This is a genomic window from Neorhizobium phenanthreniclasticum, assembly GCF_040066075.1.
Lineage (GTDB): Bacteria > Pseudomonadota > Alphaproteobacteria > Rhizobiales > Rhizobiaceae > Neorhizobium > Neorhizobium petrolearium.
Map to the genome: position 1 here is coordinate 119617 of NZ_JBEAAL010000015.1, position 19217 is coordinate 138833.

Here is a 19217-nt window from a genome sequence, read left to right on the forward strand (position 1 = left end):
CGCCTACTGCCGTCCTTCCGGCAGGGGGCAGGTCTGGCCGCAACCACCGATCGCCGGCAGGCAGTAACGCAGGCAGCACACCTTGCGACGCTTGAACGCGACGCCATTCTCGTCGGTCATGGCCCGGAGCGTGCCGCAGAGAGGGTTTTTCGCACCGTCGGGAAATACCGCATCCTGAAACAGGGGGGCTCCTTCCGCAGCCAGCGCCGGACGGCTCTGGCGCCCCGCCTCCTCGACGATCCAGTCGAGATATCCGGCGGCATTTCCCCATAGCAGCTTGGTGCTGATACGCGTGTGGGCGGAGATCGCGCTGGCCAAAGGCTCGATATGCTGCCGCAGGAGGGGGTGCATCGCTTCATGGATGCCGAGTTCCCGCCGCTGGCCGAGACTGTGGACAAGGAAGGCCATGGGCACGCCTGTTTCCCGATCGAGACATACCGAGGTTTCATCAAGCGAGATCGGCAGGAGGCGCCGCAATTCCAGCCATGCGAGAGCGGTGTTGATGGTCAGGGTACTGAAATAATAGAGCGTCCAGAGCGACACGACGGCGCGACGGTCCGCATTCGGGAAAGCAGCTCCGTATCGATCGACAATGCGGTTGAAACAATCGGCCTCGCAGAGCGCGGAACACGGCACCGTCTCGCACCCGGCCGGCACATCGAGGACGAACTTTCCCCTGCAGAAAGCGTATTTCTCGCCGCCGCGCCGTATCAACAGCTCGCCGAGATCGCGACAGCCGCCCGCATTGTCTGATGCGGGCGGCTCCGCTCCCTTTTCCGGGGAGGCGTGACTGGACGCGGTAGAGATCAAGCGATCACCATGTGAATTTCAGCGTTCCGACGATCTTGCGACGATCGCCGTAATATTCGGTCCCGTAATAGCTGCTCGCCACATATTTCCGGTCGAACAGATTGGTCGCGTTCACCGAGAGCTTGACGTTCTCCGTTACCTTGTAGCTTACAGCGGCGTCGAAGACCGTATAGCTCGGCACCTTGACCGTGTTGGCGTCGTCGCCATAGGTCTCCCCGATGTAACGCACGCCTCCGCCGATCGTCAGGTCACCGCGCTGGCCGTCCCCCGGAATGGTGTAGTCAAGCCAGGCAGATGCGAGATGCTTGGGCACGCGCTGCGGTCGGTTGCCCTCGTTGGCACCTGCGTTCTCACGAATCTCGGCGTCCCAATAGGAATAGGCGAGCGTCATGTTCAGCCGGTCGTTGATCGCCGCCTTGCCTTCAAGCTCGATGCCGCGAACACCGATCTTGCCGACCTGCTCCTGAACCAAGGGGCTGACATAGGTCGGAACATTCGTCTGGGTCAGGTCGAAGAGCGCGAGCGTGAACAGGCCGTCGAAGTCTTCGGGACGGTATTTCAGGCCGATTTCATACTGCTCACCCTCCTGCGGCTTCAGAGAGCCACTCAGCGCGTAGCCGTTCGCGCTCGGCGTCACCAAAGGCTGGAAGCTTTCCGAATAATTGGCATAGGCCGCAAGGTTGGGCGTGAACTTATAGGTGAGCCCGACGCGGGTGGTGAAAGCGCTGGCTGTATTGTCGTCCCTGGTACCGGTGTCGACATAGTCAGCCGTGGTATGCACATGATCCCAGCGCCCACCAAGCGTAATGACCCAGCGGTCATCAAAAGTCAGTTGCTCCTGGGCATAGATGCCGACCGCCTGCTGCTTGACACGCCAGTTTACATATGGATCGAGATCAATGCACGAGAGCCCGCAATAGACGGGGTCGTAGATATCGATCGGTTCCGCAGTGCCATACTTGATGTCCTCGCGCGTGTTGTCGCTGGTGTAGTCGACGCCGACCAGGGTCTTCGATTCGAAATTGTCCCAGCTTGTATCGTATTGAAGCTGGTTGTCGAAAGCGTAACGGTTCGACAAGCCGTCCACCGAGAAAGCAGCGCGGTCGGCTGTCGGGTCGAGAGAAGCCCCGTAGACTTCCGCGTAATCCAGGCTGAGATGCGTGTAGCGGGCGTTGGACCGGAACGTCAGGCCGTCGGTGATTTCATGCTCGAACTGATAGCCGATATCGGTCTGACGCGTGTTGAAGCGATTGAAGTCCGGCTCTCCGAGAAAGGTATCGATGTCGATATCGGCGCCGGTGGGAAAGCCACGGGCACCCGTGCCATCGCGCTTGTAGTAATCGGCAAGGATGGTGAGCGACGTGCCTTCTTCCGGCTTGATGGTCAAGGCCGGCGCGATATAGAAGCGGTCGTCGTTGGAATAATCCCAACCATTGTTTCCGTCCTTTCCAAGCGCGGTCAAACGATAGGTCCATACGCCTTCAGCATCGATCGGGCCGCCGAAATCCGTGCCGATCTCCTTGGTACCATCACCGTAGGAGGTGTAGATTTCTCCGTGCTTTTCGTCCAATGGACGCTTGGTGATAGCGTTGACGAGGCCACCGGGGGCGTTGAGGCCGAACAGGGTCGAGGTCGAGCCCTTCAGCACCTCCACACGCTGCAGGCCATAGGGTTCGAGCCGGCTTGCCGTGTACCAGGCGGGAATGCGGGCGGCGAGCCCGTCGCGATAGGTGCCGAGCGCCGTCTGATCGAAGCCGCGGATGCGAATATAGTCGTAGCGGTCGTCGTTGCCGAACTCATCGGAGAAAACGCCGGCGGTATAGGCGATGGCCTGCTGCAGGTTGTCCACATGGCGTTCTTCGAGTTCCTTTTCGGTGACGACCGAAACGGAAGCCGGAATGTCGATGATGGGCGTATCGGTTTTGGTGCCGGTGGCCGTGTCCTTCGCGACGATCGTCCTGTCGGGGCCTACCGCGCGGCTCGTCTTGCCGGTCAAAACGATCGTCGGCAGTTCGGTCGATATCTCTTGCGCAAAAATCGTCGTCGTCAGCGTCGAGGAAGAAAACAATACCAGGGCGCTGCTTGCCATCAGCCGCCTTACGGCAATACGCCGACTTGCGCACCTCAAGGACGTGCGTGATCCCGCCTGCCGGATGGCCTCCATGGCAAAGCATCTCCTGTCGTGTCATTTCAATTCCGCGCTATGCGTTGCTTTCAATTCGTCCCCGAAAGCGATGCTGCGCCGCCGGAAAATATAAACATAACAAAAATAGTCAACTTAAAATTCTGAAATAGATGCGACAAAAAACACCAAGGACCGGAACCATGGAAGTGTGCGCAATCCTGGCAGGCATCAGGTCGAGCGCGGGATAAAAGCTCCGGCACCTTTATCAGCAATCGCCATCTATCCACGTCCCTGCTGCAGCACCTAGATGCGCATGACACGAGACTTCTGCTACAGTCATCCTTCCGGGCGGCCGCTCATGCGCCATACCGGGCGACTGATGCGAAGGAATGGGAATTTCAACGATGCGGCAGCCACCTCAGATCCGGCTCAGGGAACGGATGACAATCGTCGGCAATCTGGATGCTTCCTCCTTCGTGCCCTGGATCCGGCGCCACGCAGCCAAACTCGGGCTTTCGCAAGACATAGCTCATACCGGGCCGGACCGTATTGAACTCGAGGTCGCCGGACCTGAAGAGTTGATCGACATGATGGAGATGGGATGTTCGCTGGGCCCGATTGATGTCTGGGTCGACACGATCGAACGCAGGCCCATCGACGACTGAAACAGGGTACCTTGAGCAACCTGCGCACCCGGCCGTGCACTTTATTTGGTCATCATTGCCAATGAGGAATATTTATGCAAACGTGCTGTCGCCGGGCAGCGGGCCGAGGGACGAACATGCCTCGCGTGCGTCCTGCAAGTTATTGATGACGCTCAGAAAGTCTACCCATGCACTCCGATACGACAGGCTCCTGGATGCCAGTCGCTCTTTCCGGTGACCTGCCTGCGGGAACCGTCATGCCGGCGCGCATTCCTGCCGGATCAGTTGCCCTCTGGCGCAGCGCATCCGGGCGCCCGGCAGCCTCGGCGGACCGCTGTCCCCATCGCGGAATGCGCCTCTCGCACGGTTTCGTGCGCGGCGAAGCCCTTTCCTGCATCTATCACGGCTGGAGTTATGGCCAGGCCGGAAACTGTCTCCGCATTCCGGCCCATCCGCGGCTTGCGCCTCCGGAGACAATCCGCGTCACAACGCATCGGGTTGAAGAATCCGACGGGCTGATCTGGATTGCCGTGGGCAACCCTCTCTCCCAGCCGCCGCGGCTAACTGATTTTGTTCCCCTACGTTCCTTGACCGTACTGGCGGGTGTCGCTGCCATTGAAGCTGCTGCCGGCGCAAAGGCTAACCTTGAGGGTCTTCTTGAGGTGGGCGAAGACGCCGGGAACATCTGTCTCCTGCTTTCTCCCCGGGACGACGAGGAGACGCTGACCCATGTCCTGATCAAAGGCGAGGCCGGCCCGGCGGAATGCACCGCCGCCTCGCGTACCGCAGAGAGCCTGCGCCGCAAGGCGGAGGGTCTTCAGAAAAAGGAGATCACGCAATGACCGTGAAAGCGATGATCGACGAATGGTACCCGGTCGGCCTTCTCAGCCAGCTCGACCTAAAGGGGCGAAAGACCGCGCTGATGGACGAGCCGATCGACGTGGCGCTTGATGCCGACGGCAGCGCCAGGGTGACGGGCGGAAACGGGCGGACATTACCCGTACGCGTACGCTATGGCCATGTCTGGGCATCTCTCGGAGAGCCGAAGAAGGAACTCTTCGACATTCCAGAGGCCGATCAGGCGGGGCGACGCTTCGTCGATGTCGGCGTGGTGCGTGTGCGCTGCTCCCCGCTCCGCGCCGTCGAAAACTTCCTTGACATCGCTCATTTTCCCTTCGTGCATACGGATATTCTGGGCGCCGAACCCCACACGGAAGTCCAGAACTACAAGGTCGAGATTCGCGAGGAAGAAGACGAAGTCTGGGCGACACAGGTGAAATTCTACCAACCCCAGGCGGCCAAATCGGCAAGCGGCGGCATCACGACGGAATATATGTACCGCGTGCCGGCGCCGACCTGTTCGATCCTCTACAAGACCTGCCCGCCCCGCCCGGGAGAATGGGATGTCATCACCCTCTTCGTGCAGCCGCTTGCCGAGGATCTATGCGACGTCTGGCCGTGGATGGCGCTCTTCGACGAAGAAAGCTCCATGACTGACCTTATCCATTTCCAGCAAACGATCTTCCTTCAGGACCGATCGATCCTGGAAAACCAGATCCCTCGGCTCTTGCCGCTCGATCCGGGCATGGAGATCCCGACCCGTGCCGATCTCACCTCGGTTGCATACCGGCGCTGGCTGAAACGCCATAATTATACCTATGGCGCACAGTTGGTGGCGCAATGAAGCTCTATGACTACATCCTCTCACCCAGCTGCTACAAAGTGCGCCTGATGGCATCGCTGATGGGTGTGAAGCTCGATATCCGCCCTGTGGATTTCCACCCCGGCAACGAACATCGCAGCCCCGAACTCCTGGCGCTCAATCCGGCAGGCTCGATCCCGATCCTGGAGGACGGCGAGCTGATCCTGACTGAATCCTCTGCCATGCTCGTCTATCTCGCCGCCAAGGCTGCCCCGGGATGGCTCGCCAGCAACAAACCAGAAGAAGCGGCGCGCGTGCAGCAATGGCTGTCCTTCTCGGGCCGACTAACCGCCAGTCTCGGCGGTGCGCGGCTTCATGAAATGCTGCTGCGCCCCGGCGACATCCGTGCGCTGCAAACTCAAGGCGTTGCCGCTCTGCGTGAGCTGGAGGCCGGCCTCTTCGAACAGAGCCTGCGCGGCATGCGCTTCCTCGCCGCCGACCGGCCGACGATCGCCGATATCGCCTGTTTCCCCTATGTGGCGCTCGCACCCGACGGAGGCGTCTCGCTTGATCCATATCCCACGATACGGCTCTGGTCCCGTGCCATCCGCTCGCTCGATCAATTCCTTGAGATGCCGGGCATTCACCGGCTCCACGAGTTGAAGCCCGAGCCCCACGTCGAAGGGAGCGAGGCGTGACATGGCAGGTTACCTCCTGAAGAACTGCGCAGCGGTCATCGTCGACGAGGGCAAGGGTCCGACCGTCTATCGCAATGTCGACGTTCTCACGAGCGGCCCCGCGATCCAGTCGATCGGCGAAAATCTTGGCGCAGGCGACCTGCTCGACGGCACGATCACACAGGATGCCACCGGTTGGTTCGTCTATCCTGGCCTCATCAACACCCACCATCACTTTTTCCAATGCTTCGTGCGCAACCGCGCGGACCTCGATTGGACGAAACTCTCGGTCATCGAGTGGCTGGACCGCATCTATCCGATCTTCTCGCGGCTCAACGAGGATTGCTTCTATCACTCCTCGCTCACGGCCATGGCCGAGCTGATCAAGCATGGCTGCACCACGGCCTTCGACCACCAGTACAATTTTCCCCGGCACGCCGGAAAGCGGCTGATCGACCGTCAATTCGAGGCGGCCGATCTTCTCGGCATGCGCTTTCATGCCGGCCGCGGCGGCAATACGCTGCCGAAATCGGAAGGCTCGACCATTCCGGACGAGATGCTGGAAACGACGGACGAATTCATCGGCGATTGCGCACGCCTGATCGACACCTATCACGATGCCGGCGAATTCAGCATGCGCCAAGTCGTGGTTGCGCCGTGCCAGCCGGTCAATTGCTACAGGGAGACCTTCGTTGAGTCCGTCGCGCTGGCGCGAGATCGCCGCGTCATGATGCATACCCATGTCGGTGAGGGCGAAAGCCCGGTCATCGAAGCACGCCACGGTATGCGGACCGTCGATTATCTCGAGAAGCTCGGCTTTGCCGGCCCGGATGCTTTCTATGCCCATTGCTGGGAGCTGACCCACGACGAACTCAGGAATATGGCCGTCAGCGGCACCGGCGTTTCGCACTGCCCGGAACCGGTTTATCTGGTCGGCGCCGAGGTGACCGACATACCCGCCATGTCCGCCTTCGGCTTGCGCCTCGGTCTTGGCTGCGATGGCGCTGCCTCCAACGACAACTCGAACCTCATGCACTGCCTGCACTCCTCCTATATGCTGCAGTGTCTAACGTCATCCACCCGCGTCCATCCGGTACCACCTCCAGCCGATTTCCTCGATTATGCCACGACCGGCGGCGCGAGTCTGCTTGGCCGAAGCGACATCGGCCGGCTTGCGCCCGGCATGGCGGCCGACCTGTTTGCGATAGACACCCGCCGCATGGACTATGTCGGCACCCGGCATGACCCTTTGAGCCTGATCGCCCGTGTCGGCATCGGCACGCCGACAGACATGACCATGATCAATGGCCGGATCGTCTGGCAGAACGGCGAGTTCATCGGACTGGACGAAGCGAAATTGTTCGCCGAGGCCGAAGCGGCACTCGCCGCCGTGGAATTCTAAAACCAAAAGAGGGAACCTTTATGCTCGACAACCTGACCCGCAGAACGTTGATGAAAGGCCTTGCCGCCACGGGCCTTGCCGGCGCACTCGGCAGCCGCCTTGCCGTCGCGGCCGATGAACCGCTCGGTATCGCTCTCGTCGTCCCCTCGCCGGTCGGCGATGTCGGCTGGGCTCATGCGCTCGCCGCCGGTCTCGATCCGATCAAAGCTGCCTATGGCGACAAGGTGAAGGTCACCGTCATCGAAAACATTCCCGAAGGCCCGGATGCCGACCGCATCATGAACAAGACGGTCGCCGACGGGAACAAGTTCCTGATCGCCGGCTCCTTCGGCTACCAGAACGGGGCGCTGCAGATTGCCCGCCGGAATCCGGGCGTCACTGTACTGCATGCTTCCGGGTTTCAGGTCGCCCCCAATTTTTCGCCTTTTGCCGCAAAATACTTCCAGGGCACTTATCTGCTCGGCATGGCAGCCGCCGCCCTTTCCAAGACCGGCAAGCTCGGCTCCGTCTCCGCCTTCGCGATTCCCGAACTGATCACCTCCATCAATGCCTTCACGCTTGGCGCTCAGGCCGTCAAACCCGATATCGAAGTTTCGGTCGTCTGGGTGAATTCCTGGTTCGATCCCGCCAAGGAACAGGAGGCCGCAAAAGCTCTCATCGCCCAGAAATGCGATGTGATTTTCTCCAATGCACAGGATACCCCGTCCGTCATCGCAGCCTGCGAGGAAGCCGGCGTCTACGCTTTCAACCTCAACTCGTCGATGAAGAAATACGCGCTGAAAACCTATCTGGGCTGTGTGGCAACCGATTGGTCCCCCTTCTTCAAAGCCTCTGTGGACGCCCATCTCGCCGGCACATTCAAGGGCGCAAACGCCTTTCTGGGCGTCGCCGACAAGGTCGTGGAAGTGGTCGACTGGAATGCCGACATTCCGGCAGACACGATGGCCAGGATCGAGGAGGTCGGAGCCAAGATCGCTGACGGCAGCTTCTCGCCCTTCACCGGGCCGATCACCAAGGCCGACGGCAGCGAGAGCGTCGCTTCCGGCAAGACCATGGCCGATGCCGAGATCGTCGCCATGAACTGGCACGTCAAGGGCGTGACCACGCCGCTGCCGAAGTAAGCCATGTTGCAACCCCTCCTGTCTCTCCGCGGCATCTCCAAGAGTTACGGTGCAATCAGGGCCAATCAGGAGATCGACCTGGACGTGGCTCCGCAGTCGATCCACGCGATCCTCGGAGAGAACGGGGCTGGCAAGTCCACGCTGATGAAGCTCATCTACGGCGTCGAACAGCCAGATGATGGGACCGCTGCCTGGGAAGGAGAACCTTTGAGCCTGGCCTCGCCTGCCGAAGCCAGGCACAGGGGAATCGGCATGGTCTTCCAGCACTTCTCGCTGTTCGAAACCCTGACGGTCGTTGAAAACATCCAGCTCGTCGTGCCAGGCCGGAAGGCCGAGCTGACCGAACGCATCCGCACGCTCGGGCGGGATTTCGGCCTCGAAGTCGACCCCCTTGCCCATGTGCATGCGCTGTCCGTAGGCGAACGGCAGAGGGTCGAAATTATCCGCTGCCTGATGACCAATCCGAAGCTTCTGATCCTCGACGAGCCGACGTCCGTGTTGCCGCCGCAGCTGGTCAACAAGCTCTTCGACACGCTGCGGCGCCTGCGCGATGGCGGCGTCTCCATCCTCTTCATTTCCCACAAGCTGGAGGAGATCCGGGCGGTCTGCGACCGGGCAACCATCCTGCGTGGCGGGCGCGTCACCGGCAATGTCGATCCTCGCGAACACGATACCCACGATCTTGCCCGCATGATGATCGGCCGCGACATGCCGGAGCCTATTCCGGCGCTGCCGCTATCGGGTGGCGAGAGACGGCTCGAAATCATTGGGCTCGACTACACGCCGGACGACCCGTTCGCCGTGCCGCTTTCCGGCATCAGCCTGACGGTGCGGGCCGGCGAGATCCTGGGCATCGCCGGCATTTCGGGCAACGGCCAGAGCGAGCTTTCGGCACTGATCTCGGGCGAAACGGTGCTGAAACGCGAGCAGGCGGACCGCATCTTCATGATGGGCAGGGATGTGGGCACGCTCGATCCCGCCGCCCGCCGTGAGCTGGGCTTCGCCTTCGTGCCCGAAGACCGGCTCGGCCGCGGCGCGGTACCCGAAATGTCGCTCCTGCTCAACAGCCTGCTGACCGCCCATCCGCTGAAGCTCCTGAAACACGGCCTCATCAACAGAGCACGCGCGGCCGCCTTCACCAATGACTGCATCCGCCAATACGATGTACGAACGCGCGGCCCGGATGCCGAAGCGGGTTCGCTTTCCGGCGGAAATCTTCAGAAATTCATCGTCGGGCGCGAGATCATGCTGGCGCCCAAGCTCCTCTTCGTCGCCCAGCCTACCTGGGGGGTCGATGTCGGTGCGGCTTCGGCAATCCGCCAGCGGCTCATCGCGCTGCGCAATGCCGGCATGGCGATCCTCGTCATCTCCGAGGAGCTGGAGGAACTGTTCGAGCTCAGCGATTTCATCCAGGTCCTGCATCACGGCACCTTGAGCCCTCCGCTCCTGGCCCTGAACACGAAGCCGGAGGAGATCGGCCGATACATGATAGGGGCGGAACCTGCAGGCGAGAAGGCCTCCGCATGAACCGCCCCACCCCCGCCCTCCTGCCTACTCTCGTACGTCGGGACCGCGCTTCTCTCACGGCGACCCTGTTTGCTCCGCCCGTGGCGCTGGTGGCGGCCCTTATCCTCAATCTGGGCCTCTATGTGCTCCTGGGTCGCGACCCCGTCGCCGTCGTCCATGCGATGCTCCTCGAACCCTTCCTCTCATGGGCATCATTTTCGGAAGTGCTGCTGAAGACCGGACCGCTGCTCCTCATCGCCCAGGGACTGGCGATCGGCTTCCGTGCCAAGGTCTTCAACATCGGTGCGGAGGGCCAATTCATCCTCGGAGCGATCTTCGCTTCCGCCATCCCGATCTGGTTTCCGCAGGCGACCGGGGCGTGGATCTGGCCGGCCATGCTGTTGCTCGGCGCGATCGGCGGCGCGCTTTGGGCGTCGATCACTGCCTTCTGGCGCGTCAGGCTCAATGCCAACGAGATCCTGGTATCGTTGATGCTGAGCCTGGTGGCGGCGCAATTGCTCTACTACCTGCTGCTCGGACCCTGGAAGGATCCGAACGGCTTCAATTTCCCCCAGTCGGTCATGTTCCAGTACGACGCGATGGTGCCGACCCTGATCCCCGGAACGCGCGTGAACGCCTCACTTCTCATTGCTCTCGCCCTCTCCGCCGCAGCGTGGATCTTCATGCAGAAGAGCTTCATGGGCTACAAGCTGCAGGTCGGTGGACTTGCGCCGCGCGCCGCGGGCTATGCCGGCTTCAACCAGGGCCGGGCAATCTGGCTCTCGCTGCTGATCGGTGGTTTCGCCGCAGGCCTTGCGGGTGCTGCCGAAGTGGCGGGACCGCTCGGCCAGCTGCAGCGGTCGATCTCCACCGGTTACGGCTATGCCGCCATCATTGTCGCCTATCTCGGCGGCCTGCATCCGATCGGCATCGTCGTCTCCGCCTTTTTCATGGCTGCGCTTTATATTGGCGGAGACAATGCCATGGTCTCAGCCAACCTGCCGATCGCCGCCGTGCGCGTCTTCCAGGGCAGCCTCCTGTTCGCCCATCTCGTCGCCATTGCCTTCGTGCGCTACCGCCTCGAGTGGCGTCATGCCGGCCATCGGAGCACATCATGAACGCCATCCAGTTCATCCTTGCGGGCATGCTCGCGGCCGCGACGCCTTTTCTGCTCGCCGCGCTCGGCGAGCTGGTGGTCGAACGCGCCGGCGTACTCAATCTCGGGGTCGAAGGCCTGATGGCACTGGGTGCGGTCATCGCCTTCATCATTGTCTATCACGGCGGCGGGCATATCATCGGCTTCGTCGCTGCAGGCATCTGCAGCGCACTGTTTTCGCTCGTCTTCGCCATCATCGCACTGGTTTTCCGAGCCAATCAGGTGGCGGTGGGCCTTGCGATCGGCATCCTCGGCCAGGGTCTTTCGGCGCTATTCGGCAAAACCTATGAAAGCCTGACGGTCAAGGGCCTGCCGAAGCTCGCCCTGCCCTGGTTTTCAGAGCTGCCGGTCATCGGTGGTCTCTTCACCCAGGATATCGTCGTCTGGTTTTCGCTCGCCGCCACGCTCGCCATCTGGGCAATCTTTACCTTCACCAAGACCGGCCTTGTTATCCGCGCCGTTGGCGAAAATCCAAAAGCTGCGCACGCTATCGGCTATCCGGTAATCCTCGTCCGCATCGCTGCCGTCGCCTTCGGAGGAATGATGGCCGGCTTTGCCGGCGCGTATGCCGCGGTAGTCTATACCCCGCTGTGGGCCGATGGCATGATTGCCGGCCGCGGCTGGATTGCGATCGCGCTCGTGGTTTTCGGCACCTGGCTTACCGGCCGCATCTTTTTCGGCGCCTGCCTCTTCGGCGCGGTTTCCCTCATGGGGCCTGCCGCCCAGGCGACAGGGTTAGACGTACCATCTCAACTGCTTTCCAGCCTGCCATATATCGTCACGATCATCGTGCTCGGGATCATCTCCGCCGATCGCCGCCTTTTAAAGCTCAACGGCGTCGCTTCGCTCGGCGAACCCTTCGAGCGCTAAGGACGAGCCGTGGGATTGTATCCCGCATCGATACGTTCCGGTCGTCCCTCGATCTGCAGTTCGGTGATCTTCGGCACCGTGCGGGCGATGACCTTTCCCCGCCGCAGGACGGCAAGCCTGGTCGGCTTCATGCGCAGGGCCTCGAGCACATCCTCGGCCTGCAATATCACGAGGTCGGCATGGCATCCGACATCGAGGCCATAGTTTTCGAGACCGAGCGCCCGTGCAGAATTGACCGTCAGGGCATCGAAGATTTTCTTCTTGTCCTCCAAACCCGACATCTGCGCGACATGGATCGCCATGTGCCCGACTTCCAGCATGTCGCCCGAGCCCATCGAGTACCAGGGGTCCATCACGCAGTCGTGGCCGAAGGAGACGTTCAGTCCTGCCGCCATCAGTTCGCGGACCCGCGTCATCCCGCGCCGCTTCGGATAGGTGTCGTGACGCCCCTGCAGCATGATGTTGATCAGCGGGTTGGGGATGACATTGATCTCCGCCTCCGCCATGAGCGGAATGAGCTTGGAGACATAGTAGTTGTCCATCGAATGCATCGACGTAAGGTGCGAGCCTGCAACGCGTCCCTTGAGCCCGAAGCGGACGGTTTCGGCCGCCAGCGTTTCGATATGCCGGGACATGGGATCGTCGGTCTCGTCGCAGTGCATGTCGACCGGCAGGCCGCGATCGGCAGCGATCCGGCACAGCGCCTCTACCGACACTGCCCCCTCCTGCATGGTCCGCTCGAAATGCGGAATGCCACCGACGATATCGACACCCATGTCGAGGGCGCGCTCCAGCGATTCCACGCCTTCCGAGGCGCGGTAATAGCCATCCTGCGGGAAGGCAACGAGCTGCAGGTCGATGTAAGGTGCCACGCGCTCCTTTATCTCCAGCATGGCCTCCACGGTGACGAGACGCGGATCGGAGGTGTCGACATGGGTGCGGATATGCAGAAGCCCCTGGCCGACGGCGAGATCGCAATAAGCCAGCGCACGTTCGACGAGCGCCTCCCGGGTCAGCAACGGACGCAGCTCGCCCCAGAGCGCAATCCCTTCCAGAAGCGTGCCGGAAACGTTCATGCGCGGCAGGCCGAGGGAAAGCGTCGCGTCCATGTGGAAATGCGGATCGACAAAGGACGGGCTGACCAGGCGGTTGGTCGCGTCAATGACCTCGCGCGCCTCCCCCGGCAATCCCACCTCCACGGCAGCGATCTTTTCGCCCGCAATACCGATATCGATGCCCCTGCGCCCGTCCGGGAGGTTGGCATTGCGAATGATCAGGTCGAACATGGAGAACTCCTCGGGCCTCGGTCAGCGCTCGCCGCGCCGATAGGGTTGCATCAATGCCTGCGGAACCCTTGCACGCCGCGCCATCGCGGCAAGCGCCGCGATCGACAGCAGATAAGGGATCATCAGGAAGATTTGATAGGGCACCACGCCGCTCAGCACCGTCTGAAGACGCAACTGAAAGGCATCGAAGAAGGCAAAAAGCAGCGCACCGAATAGAGCTCGCTCCGGACGCCACGAAGCAAATACGACGAGCGCGATGCAGATCCAGCCGCGCCCCTGCACCATGGTCGGGAAGAAGCTGTTGAAGGCGGACAGCGTCAGGAAGGCACCGCCGACACCCATCAGCGCGCTGCCGGCAATGACGGCGCCGTAGCGGATCGCCATGGGATTGATGCCTTGGGCTTCCGCCGCATGCGGGTTCTCACCCGTCATGCGGATGGCAAGCCCAACCGGAGTACGCGAGATGAGATAGGCCAGGACGACAGCAAGCACGATCGCGACATAGGTCGGCGCGGTCTGCGTGAAGAAGGCAGGCCCCAGGAAGGGGAGCGAAGAAAGGCCCGGAATGTCGATGGACTTGAAAGGCTCGATGGTCGGCGGCGTGCCGGCGACCGGCACCATCAGCCGGAAGACGTAATAGGCAAAACTCGACGCAAAGAGCGTGACGCCGAGGCCGGAGACGTGCTGCGACAGGCCGAGCGTGACCGTCAGCACAGAATGCAGGAAGCCGAATACGGCACCGCCGAGCGCGGCGATCAATACCCCCGTCCAGAGATCGGCCCCGTTGTAGACCGCCAGCCAGCCGATCATGGCACCAAGGGTCATGATCCCTTCGATGCCCAGATTGAGCACGCCCGATCGCTCGGAGAGCAGCGCTCCGAGCGTGCCCAGGATCAGCGGAGTGGCAATACGCAGAACCGCAGCCCAGAGACCGGCAGAGGCAAGGATGTCGATCAGGGCGTTCATCAGCGTATCCTGTATTGCGTGAAGAAGACGGCGATCAGCATGGATAGCAGCGAAAGGGCGACGGTGACGTCGGCGATATAGGTCGGGATGCCCACGCTGCGGCTCATCCCGTCTGCGCCAACGAACATGGCGGCCGTGAAGAGGGCTGCCAGGACGACGCCGAACGGGTTCAGGTTGGCAAGCATGGCGACGACGATACCTGAATAACCATAACCGGGCGAAAGATCATTGGTCACGTATCCCTTGACGCCCAACACCTCGATCGTGCCGGCGAGGCCGGCAAGACCGCCGGAAATCATGGCGACGATCACCAGCGTGCGCCCGAGCGGCACCCCGGCAAAGGCGGCACCTGTCGGATTAAGCCCTGCTGCACGCGACCGGACGCCGAAAACGGTGCGCGACTGCACGAAATGGACAGCAAAGGCGATCGCAATGGCGATCACCAGACCGATATGCAGGCGCGAACGTGCCAGAAGTTTCGGCAGACGCGCTGCGGCGTCCACCGCCTCCGACTGCGGCCAGCCGAAGGCCAGCGGGTCTTTCAGCACGCCATCGATCAGCATGGAGACAAACAGAAGCGAGACGAAGTTCAGCAGTAGCGTCGTAACGACCTCATCCACCGAAAAGCGCAGTCTCAGCCAGAGCGGCACCAACAGCAACAGCATCCCGGCTACGGCGCCGATGATGAAGAGCAGCGGAATCTGCGCGGCGGAGGGCCAACCGTCGAAGAGCTGGGAGCTTGCGGCGGCAACGGCAATGGCGCCGAGATAGAACTGCCCTTCGCCACCGATATTCCAAAGTCGCGCCCGAAACGCTACCGCCGCTGCAAGGCCGGTGAGGATGAGCGGGCTGGCGCGGGTCAGTGTTTCCGTTACCGAAAGGCGCGAGCCGAAAGCACTCGTCAGGATCTTCCAGTAGGCTTCGAGCACCGGAGCACCCGCCAATGCGACCAGGACACCGGCAACGGCGAGCGCCGCTGCGACAGCAATCAGAGGCGCCGCGACGACAAGCGCTGCAGGTCGATGTTCACGCCTCTCAAACCGCATCGACCACCTCGCGTCCCTCCCATTCACCGGCCATCATCAGGCCGAGGCTGCGCGCATCGGCATCCTCGGCATTGACGGACGGTGAAAGCCTACCCCCAACGATCGCCTGGATGCGATCGGCCAGCGCCATGACCTCGTCGAGATCTTCGGAAATGAGCAGAACTGCCGTACCCGCCCGACGGGCCTCCAAAATTCTCTGGTGCACCGCAGCCACCGCGCCTTCATCCAGCCCGCGTGCCGGCTGAGCGGCGAGCAGAATGCGCGGGTGTTCGATCAGGTTTCGGCCAAGGATGAGCTTCTGCATGTTGCCGCCGGAAAGCAGCCGGACACGGCTGACCGGCGACCCACCGCGCACATCGAAGGCCTCGATGATCTTGGCGGCAAAGGCGATACCGGCCTTCCGGTCCACAAGTCCCCATCGTGAAAAGCGTGACAGACGTTCAAGGATTGCGTTTTCCCAGATCGTCATCTCGCCGATCACGCCCTCCCGGTTGCGATCCTCGGGAATACGGCCGATCCCGCTGGTAACGGCGTCCGCGACCGTAAGGTCGGCGATTTCCCCGCCGAACAGGAGAAGGGACCCCGCACTGCGCTGCACCGTGCCGCTCAGCAACTGCGCAAGCGTCGCCTGACCGTTGCCGGAGACGCCGATGATCCCCAGCACCTCGCCGGCGCGTAGCCGGAAGTCCACCGATTTCAGCCGGTCGACACCGCCCGCCCGCACCGTAACACCGGTCGCTTCAAGCACGACCTCGCCCGGAGCTGAGGCGTCACGTACCGGCCGTCTAACCGCCCGGCCGACCATCAGTTCGGCAAGCTCTACCTTGCTGGTCTCTCCAGTCTTGCGCTCCGCCACCAACCTGCCGCCGCGCAGCACGACGATCCGGTCGGCCGTCGCCATCACCTCGTCGAGCTTGTGCGACATGAAGATCAGCGATAGCCCCTGCCTCGCCATGTCCTTGAGTGTCGAGAACAGCTTGTCCGCCTCAATCCTGGTGAGCACTGCAGTGGGTTCATCGAGAACGAGTATACGCGCGTCGTTATAGAGCGCCTTCAGGATTTCGACTCGCTGCTGCTCGCCCACCGAGAGATCGCCGAGGCGCGCATCCGGATCGACCTTCAGTCCGAAACGTTCTGATATCTCCAGAAGCTTCTTGCGCCCGGCGGCGGCATTCGAGGCCGGCAACCAAAGGCTTTCCGTGCCGGTCATGACATTCTCCAGCACCGTAAGGTTGGGCGCCAGCGAGAAATGCTGGTGCACCATGCCGACACCGGCCCGGATTGCCGCCCGCGGTTTGCCGGGCGGCAACCCCTTACCCATGACAGTGACCTTGCCGGTATCCGGTATGTAGTGGCCGAAAAGAATGCTCATCAGCGTCGTCTTGCCGGCGCCGTTCTCGCCAAGCAGGGCGACAATCTCACCTTTCGCGAGGTTCAGCGAAATATCGTGGTTGGCAAGATTGTCGCCAAACCGTTTGCTGATGCTATCAAGTTCGAGCACCGGGCCGGTCATGAATTCAATCCTGCCAAGCGATAACGGTGTTGCCAACGGTCTTCCTTTTCCAGACGACTTGCAAGGTGAAGAAGCAAGCGGTCATGGCCCATCGGCGCAATCAGCTGTACTGGCAGTGGCAGGCCATCGGCATCAGCGCCGAACGGCAGGGTCAGCGCTGGAAAGCCGGTAATGTTGGCTAGCGCGGCAAGCGGCGCGAAATCCGTCATGCGACGGATCTGCAGATCCGGATCGCCGTGGTCGAAAGGCAATGAGCCGAGCGTAAGCGGCGCTGTTGCCAGCATCGGCGCGACAAGAAGATCGAAATCCTTGAAGATGTCCCAGAAAGAGCGGCTGGCGTGGACCGCGCCATCCATTGCCGACCACAGCTCGCTACCGATCATCGCCACGCCACGGCGGATAAAGGCCCTTGTCAGCGGCTCTGCCAGTTCCACGTCAAGTCGGACGCCCGCGACGTGGGTCGCCAGGTTAACGGCAATGATGTCGCGAAGCGCGATCGCACTCGCGGCTACCGGTCCGGCGAAATCTCTCCAACCGAGAGAGACGACAGCGTGGCCATCCTTTTCCAGCGATCTGGCAGCCGCCTCGACGGCTTCGCTGCGGGAGGGGTCGGTCGGATGATCGTTACCCGTTTCGGTGAGAAGCCCGATGCGCAACGGTCCGCGCTTTACAGGGGCCAGTTCCGGGTCGGCGAGAGGACCGCGTACGCCACCAAGCACGGCTTCGAAGATCATTGCAAGATCGCGAGAGGAACGGCAGACGGCGAGTTCACCGGCAATTCCACCGAGGTGATTGCCGAATCCCGGCCCGGCCGGCATTGCGCCGCGCGTCGCCTTCATGCCCAAAAGCCCGCAACAGGCTGCGGGCACGCGGATCGACCCGCCTGCGTCGGTCGCATGGGCAATCGCGACGATCCCGGCGGCAACCGCTGCCGCGGCCCCTCCGGACGAGCCGCCCGGCGTTCGCAGCGGATTGAGCGGGTTGCGGCAGGTCGGCCCGGCCGCGGGCTCGCAGGACAATGAAAGCCCCATCTCCGGCACGGTGGTCAACCCGAAGAAACAGAGGCCTGCCGCTCGCATGCGGGCGGCTAGGTCGGAGTCCGGACAGTTCTCGTTACCGCGGCTCAACATGCGCGAGCCTGCAGCGACCGGAAGGCCCGCAAAAGGACCGCCCAGGTCCTTGACGAGGCTGGGCACCCCGATGAAAGGCGCGAAGTTCAGACGATCATCCGCTTGCACCAGCCGTGCATCGATCACCCGCGCCGCTTCAAGCCCGGCTTCGGCTTCAAAATGAACGATCGCACCGAGGCCGTCCATCTGCTCCGCACGGTCCAATGCGGCCTGCATGGCCCCGGAAGCAGTAAGGCGACCTTTACGGATCGCCTCCGCCAGTGCCGTAGCATCGTCGGGCATGGAAGCGTCCGCTACTTCGGCTCTTCCATGTTGCGTGGAGCCTCGAACGTGCCGGCCTTGATCTCGGCACGCCTGGCTTCCATCGCCACTTCGGCGTCAGCCGGAGCGACGCCTTTCACATAGGCGATATCGCTGCCACCTTCCTTGAGAAGACCGAATGGTGTGTAGTCCTTACCGACCGGCTTGCCGGCCGCAACATCGGCGAGTGCTGCATTGAGGATCGGACGGAAACCCCAGAGCGCGTTGGCGAAGACAGTGTCAGGGTAACGCGGCGTGTAATCGATCAGCGAGCCAACGGACTTGATGCCACGCGCCTTGGCGGCGTCCGCCGTACCGATCCGCTCACCGAACAGGATATCCGCACCGGCATCGATCTGGGCAAGTCCGGCTTCGCGGGCCTTCGGCGGATCGAAGAAGGTTCCGATGAAGGAAACGAGGAGCTTCGCATCCGGATTGACGGCCTTCACGCCTTCTCCGAAGGCATTGATCAACATGTTGACCTCCGGGATCGGCATGGCGCCGACGGACCCCACGACATTGCTTTTTGTCATCTTGCCGGCGAGCATACCCGCAAGATAGGCACCGTCATGATTCCAGGTACCGAAGACGCCGAAATTATCTCCGGCCTCCTTGCCGCTCGAGCCGAGCACGAAAGCCGTTTCCGGGTAGTCGGCGGCGACTTCGCGGGCTTCGGTTTCGACAGCATAGGCTTCGCCGATGATCAGTTGGTGTCCTTGTTCGGCATATTCGCGCATGGCTCGCGCATAGTCCGTCCCCGACACTCCTTCGGAGAAGACATATTCGATCACGCCCTCCGCCGCTGCGTCCTGTAAAGCCTTGTGAAGGACCGAGTTCCAGGCATTTTCAACAGGTGAGCCATGTATGCCGGCGACCTTGATGGGAGCCGCCGCGCGCGCAGCCGATAGGAAAGTTCCGGCACTGAGAACCGCGGCTGAAACAAGCAACGCACGGCGAGATAGACGTATTTCGGTTGTCATGGCTGAAGCCCCTCATTTTTTGCCGGTTGGTCAAAAATTTCTA

17 protein-coding genes are annotated in these 19217 nt (G+C 61.9%); 9 read left to right on the forward strand and 8 right to left on the reverse strand.

What is annotated here, in order from left to right; all coding sequences use genetic code 11:
* Positions 1-3: 3 nt before the first annotated feature.
* Both fhuF and ABK249_RS19055 read right to left on the reverse strand, forming a co-directional pair.
* Entirely contained in the window at positions 4-810 is an 807-nt protein-coding gene (gene fhuF, locus ABK249_RS19050) for a siderophore-iron reductase FhuF (RefSeq protein ID WP_052182883.1), read from the reverse strand.
* A gap of 4 nt (positions 811-814) precedes the next feature.
* Complete coding sequence (locus tag ABK249_RS19055) at positions 815-2899, reverse strand: TonB-dependent siderophore receptor (protein ID WP_348863661.1); 2085 nt, start codon at positions 2897-2899, stop codon at positions 815-817.
* Between the two features lie 440 nt (positions 2900-3339).
* Here ABK249_RS19055 and ABK249_RS19060 point away from each other — a divergent pair, with 440 nt between their 5' ends.
* The 9 genes from ABK249_RS19060 (at position 3340) to ABK249_RS19100 (ending at position 11953) form a co-directional block, all read left to right on the forward strand.
* Positions 3340-3600 carry an acylphosphatase gene (locus tag ABK249_RS19060; protein ID WP_348863662.1) on the forward strand — a complete coding sequence of 87 codons (261 nt, stop codon included), beginning with the start codon at positions 3340-3342 and terminating at the stop codon, positions 3598-3600.
* Between the two features lie 167 nt (positions 3601-3767).
* Positions 3768-4421 carry a Rieske (2Fe-2S) protein gene (locus ABK249_RS19065; protein WP_037152034.1) on the forward strand — a complete coding sequence of 218 codons (654 nt, stop codon included), beginning with the start codon at positions 3768-3770 and terminating at the stop codon, positions 4419-4421.
* Positions 4418-5263: an aromatic ring-hydroxylating oxygenase subunit alpha gene (locus ABK249_RS19070; RefSeq protein WP_037152032.1), complete on the forward strand. Its 846-nt coding sequence runs from the start codon at positions 4418-4420 to the stop codon at positions 5261-5263. Before ABK249_RS19065 ends, ABK249_RS19070 begins: the two co-directional genes overlap by 4 nt.
* A complete protein-coding gene (locus tag ABK249_RS19075; protein ID WP_037152030.1) occupies positions 5260-5919 on the forward strand; it encodes a glutathione S-transferase family protein in 660 nt (219 codons plus the stop codon). Before ABK249_RS19070 ends, ABK249_RS19075 begins: the two co-directional genes overlap by 4 nt.
* A gap of 1 nt (position 5920) precedes the next feature.
* A complete protein-coding gene (locus ABK249_RS19080) occupies positions 5921-7300 on the forward strand; it encodes an amidohydrolase (RefSeq protein ID WP_037152028.1) in 1380 nt (459 codons plus the stop codon).
* A gap of 20 nt (positions 7301-7320) precedes the next feature.
* The gene (locus ABK249_RS19085; protein ID WP_037152027.1) at positions 7321-8421 is read left to right on the forward strand and encodes a BMP family ABC transporter substrate-binding protein; all 1101 of its coding nucleotides are present in this window, start codon (positions 7321-7323) and stop codon (positions 8419-8421) included.
* Positions 8422-8424: 3 nt separating this feature from the next.
* Positions 8425-9948 carry an ABC transporter ATP-binding protein gene (locus ABK249_RS19090; RefSeq protein ID WP_037152025.1) on the forward strand — a complete coding sequence of 508 codons (1524 nt, stop codon included), beginning with the start codon at positions 8425-8427 and terminating at the stop codon, positions 9946-9948.
* The gene (locus ABK249_RS19095; RefSeq protein ID WP_037152023.1) at positions 9945-11045 is read left to right on the forward strand and encodes an ABC transporter permease; all 1101 of its coding nucleotides are present in this window, start codon (positions 9945-9947) and stop codon (positions 11043-11045) included. Before ABK249_RS19090 ends, ABK249_RS19095 begins: the two co-directional genes overlap by 4 nt.
* A complete protein-coding gene (locus tag ABK249_RS19100; protein WP_037152021.1) occupies positions 11042-11953 on the forward strand; it encodes an ABC transporter permease in 912 nt (303 codons plus the stop codon). Before ABK249_RS19095 ends, ABK249_RS19100 begins: the two co-directional genes overlap by 4 nt.
* Here the strand turns inward: ABK249_RS19100 and ABK249_RS19105 are convergent.
* The 6 genes from ABK249_RS19105 to ABK249_RS19130 are packed head-to-tail and all read right to left on the reverse strand — an operon-like array spanning position 11950 to position 19174.
* Entirely contained in the window at positions 11950-13239 is a 1290-nt protein-coding gene (locus tag ABK249_RS19105) for an amidohydrolase family protein (protein ID WP_348863663.1), read from the reverse strand. The two genes, ABK249_RS19100 and ABK249_RS19105, sit on opposite strands and share 4 nt — an antisense overlap.
* Before the next feature lie 21 nt (positions 13240-13260).
* The gene (locus ABK249_RS19110; RefSeq protein ID WP_348863664.1) at positions 13261-14205 is read right to left on the reverse strand and encodes an ABC transporter permease; all 945 of its coding nucleotides are present in this window, start codon (positions 14203-14205) and stop codon (positions 13261-13263) included.
* A complete protein-coding gene (locus ABK249_RS19115; RefSeq protein WP_348863665.1) occupies positions 14205-15251 on the reverse strand; it encodes an ABC transporter permease in 1047 nt (348 codons plus the stop codon). The genes ABK249_RS19110 and ABK249_RS19115 overlap by 1 nt, the downstream gene beginning before the upstream one ends.
* Complete coding sequence (locus ABK249_RS19120; protein WP_348863666.1) at positions 15241-16764, reverse strand: ABC transporter ATP-binding protein; 1524 nt, start codon at positions 16762-16764, stop codon at positions 15241-15243. Before ABK249_RS19120 ends, ABK249_RS19115 begins: the two co-directional genes overlap by 11 nt.
* Positions 16761-18176 (reverse strand): amidase, encoded by a 1416-nt coding sequence (locus ABK249_RS19125; RefSeq protein WP_348863667.1) that lies wholly within the window; start codon positions 18174-18176, stop codon positions 16761-16763. The genes ABK249_RS19120 and ABK249_RS19125 overlap by 4 nt, the downstream gene beginning before the upstream one ends.
* Positions 18177-18187: 11 nt before the next feature.
* The gene (locus ABK249_RS19130) at positions 18188-19174 is read right to left on the reverse strand and encodes a BMP family protein (protein ID WP_348863669.1); all 987 of its coding nucleotides are present in this window, start codon (positions 19172-19174) and stop codon (positions 18188-18190) included.
* Positions 19175-19217 lie beyond the last annotated feature (43 nt).

Coding starts and splice junctions, on each gene's coding strand:
- ABK249_RS19115 (WP_348863665.1), bottom strand. CDS start 15,251: ATGCGGTTTGAGAGGCGTGAACATCGACCTGCAGCGCTTGTCGTCGCG.
- ABK249_RS19085 (WP_037152027.1), top strand. CDS start 7,321: ATGCTCGACAACCTGACCCGCAGAACGTTGATGAAAGGCCTTGCCGCC.
- ABK249_RS19110 (WP_348863664.1), bottom strand. CDS start 14,205: ATGAACGCCCTGATCGACATCCTTGCCTCTGCCGGTCTCTGGGCTGCG.
- ABK249_RS19065 (WP_037152034.1), top strand. CDS start 3,768: ATGCACTCCGATACGACAGGCTCCTGGATGCCAGTCGCTCTTTCCGGT.
- ABK249_RS19105 (WP_348863663.1), bottom strand. CDS start 13,239: ATGTTCGACCTGATCATTCGCAATGCCAACCTCCCGGACGGGCGCAGG.
- ABK249_RS19100 (WP_037152021.1), top strand. CDS start 11,042: ATGAACGCCATCCAGTTCATCCTTGCGGGCATGCTCGCGGCCGCGACG.
- ABK249_RS19080 (WP_037152028.1), top strand. CDS start 5,921: ATGGCAGGTTACCTCCTGAAGAACTGCGCAGCGGTCATCGTCGACGAG.
- ABK249_RS19090 (WP_037152025.1), top strand. CDS start 8,425: ATGTTGCAACCCCTCCTGTCTCTCCGCGGCATCTCCAAGAGTTACGGT.
- ABK249_RS19070 (WP_037152032.1), top strand. CDS start 4,418: ATGACCGTGAAAGCGATGATCGACGAATGGTACCCGGTCGGCCTTCTC.
- ABK249_RS19120 (WP_348863666.1), bottom strand. CDS start 16,764: ATGACCGGCCCGGTGCTCGAACTTGATAGCATCAGCAAACGGTTTGGC.
- ABK249_RS19095 (WP_037152023.1), top strand. CDS start 9,945: ATGAACCGCCCCACCCCCGCCCTCCTGCCTACTCTCGTACGTCGGGAC.
- ABK249_RS19130 (WP_348863669.1), bottom strand. CDS start 19,174: ATGACAACCGAAATACGTCTATCTCGCCGTGCGTTGCTTGTTTCAGCC.
- ABK249_RS19125 (WP_348863667.1), bottom strand. CDS start 18,176: ATGCCCGACGATGCTACGGCACTGGCGGAGGCGATCCGTAAAGGTCGC.
- ABK249_RS19075 (WP_037152030.1), top strand. CDS start 5,260: ATGAAGCTCTATGACTACATCCTCTCACCCAGCTGCTACAAAGTGCGC.
- ABK249_RS19060 (WP_348863662.1), top strand. CDS start 3,340: ATGCGGCAGCCACCTCAGATCCGGCTCAGGGAACGGATGACAATCGTC.
- ABK249_RS19055 (WP_348863661.1), bottom strand. CDS start 2,899: ATGGCAAGCAGCGCCCTGGTATTGTTTTCTTCCTCGACGCTGACGACG.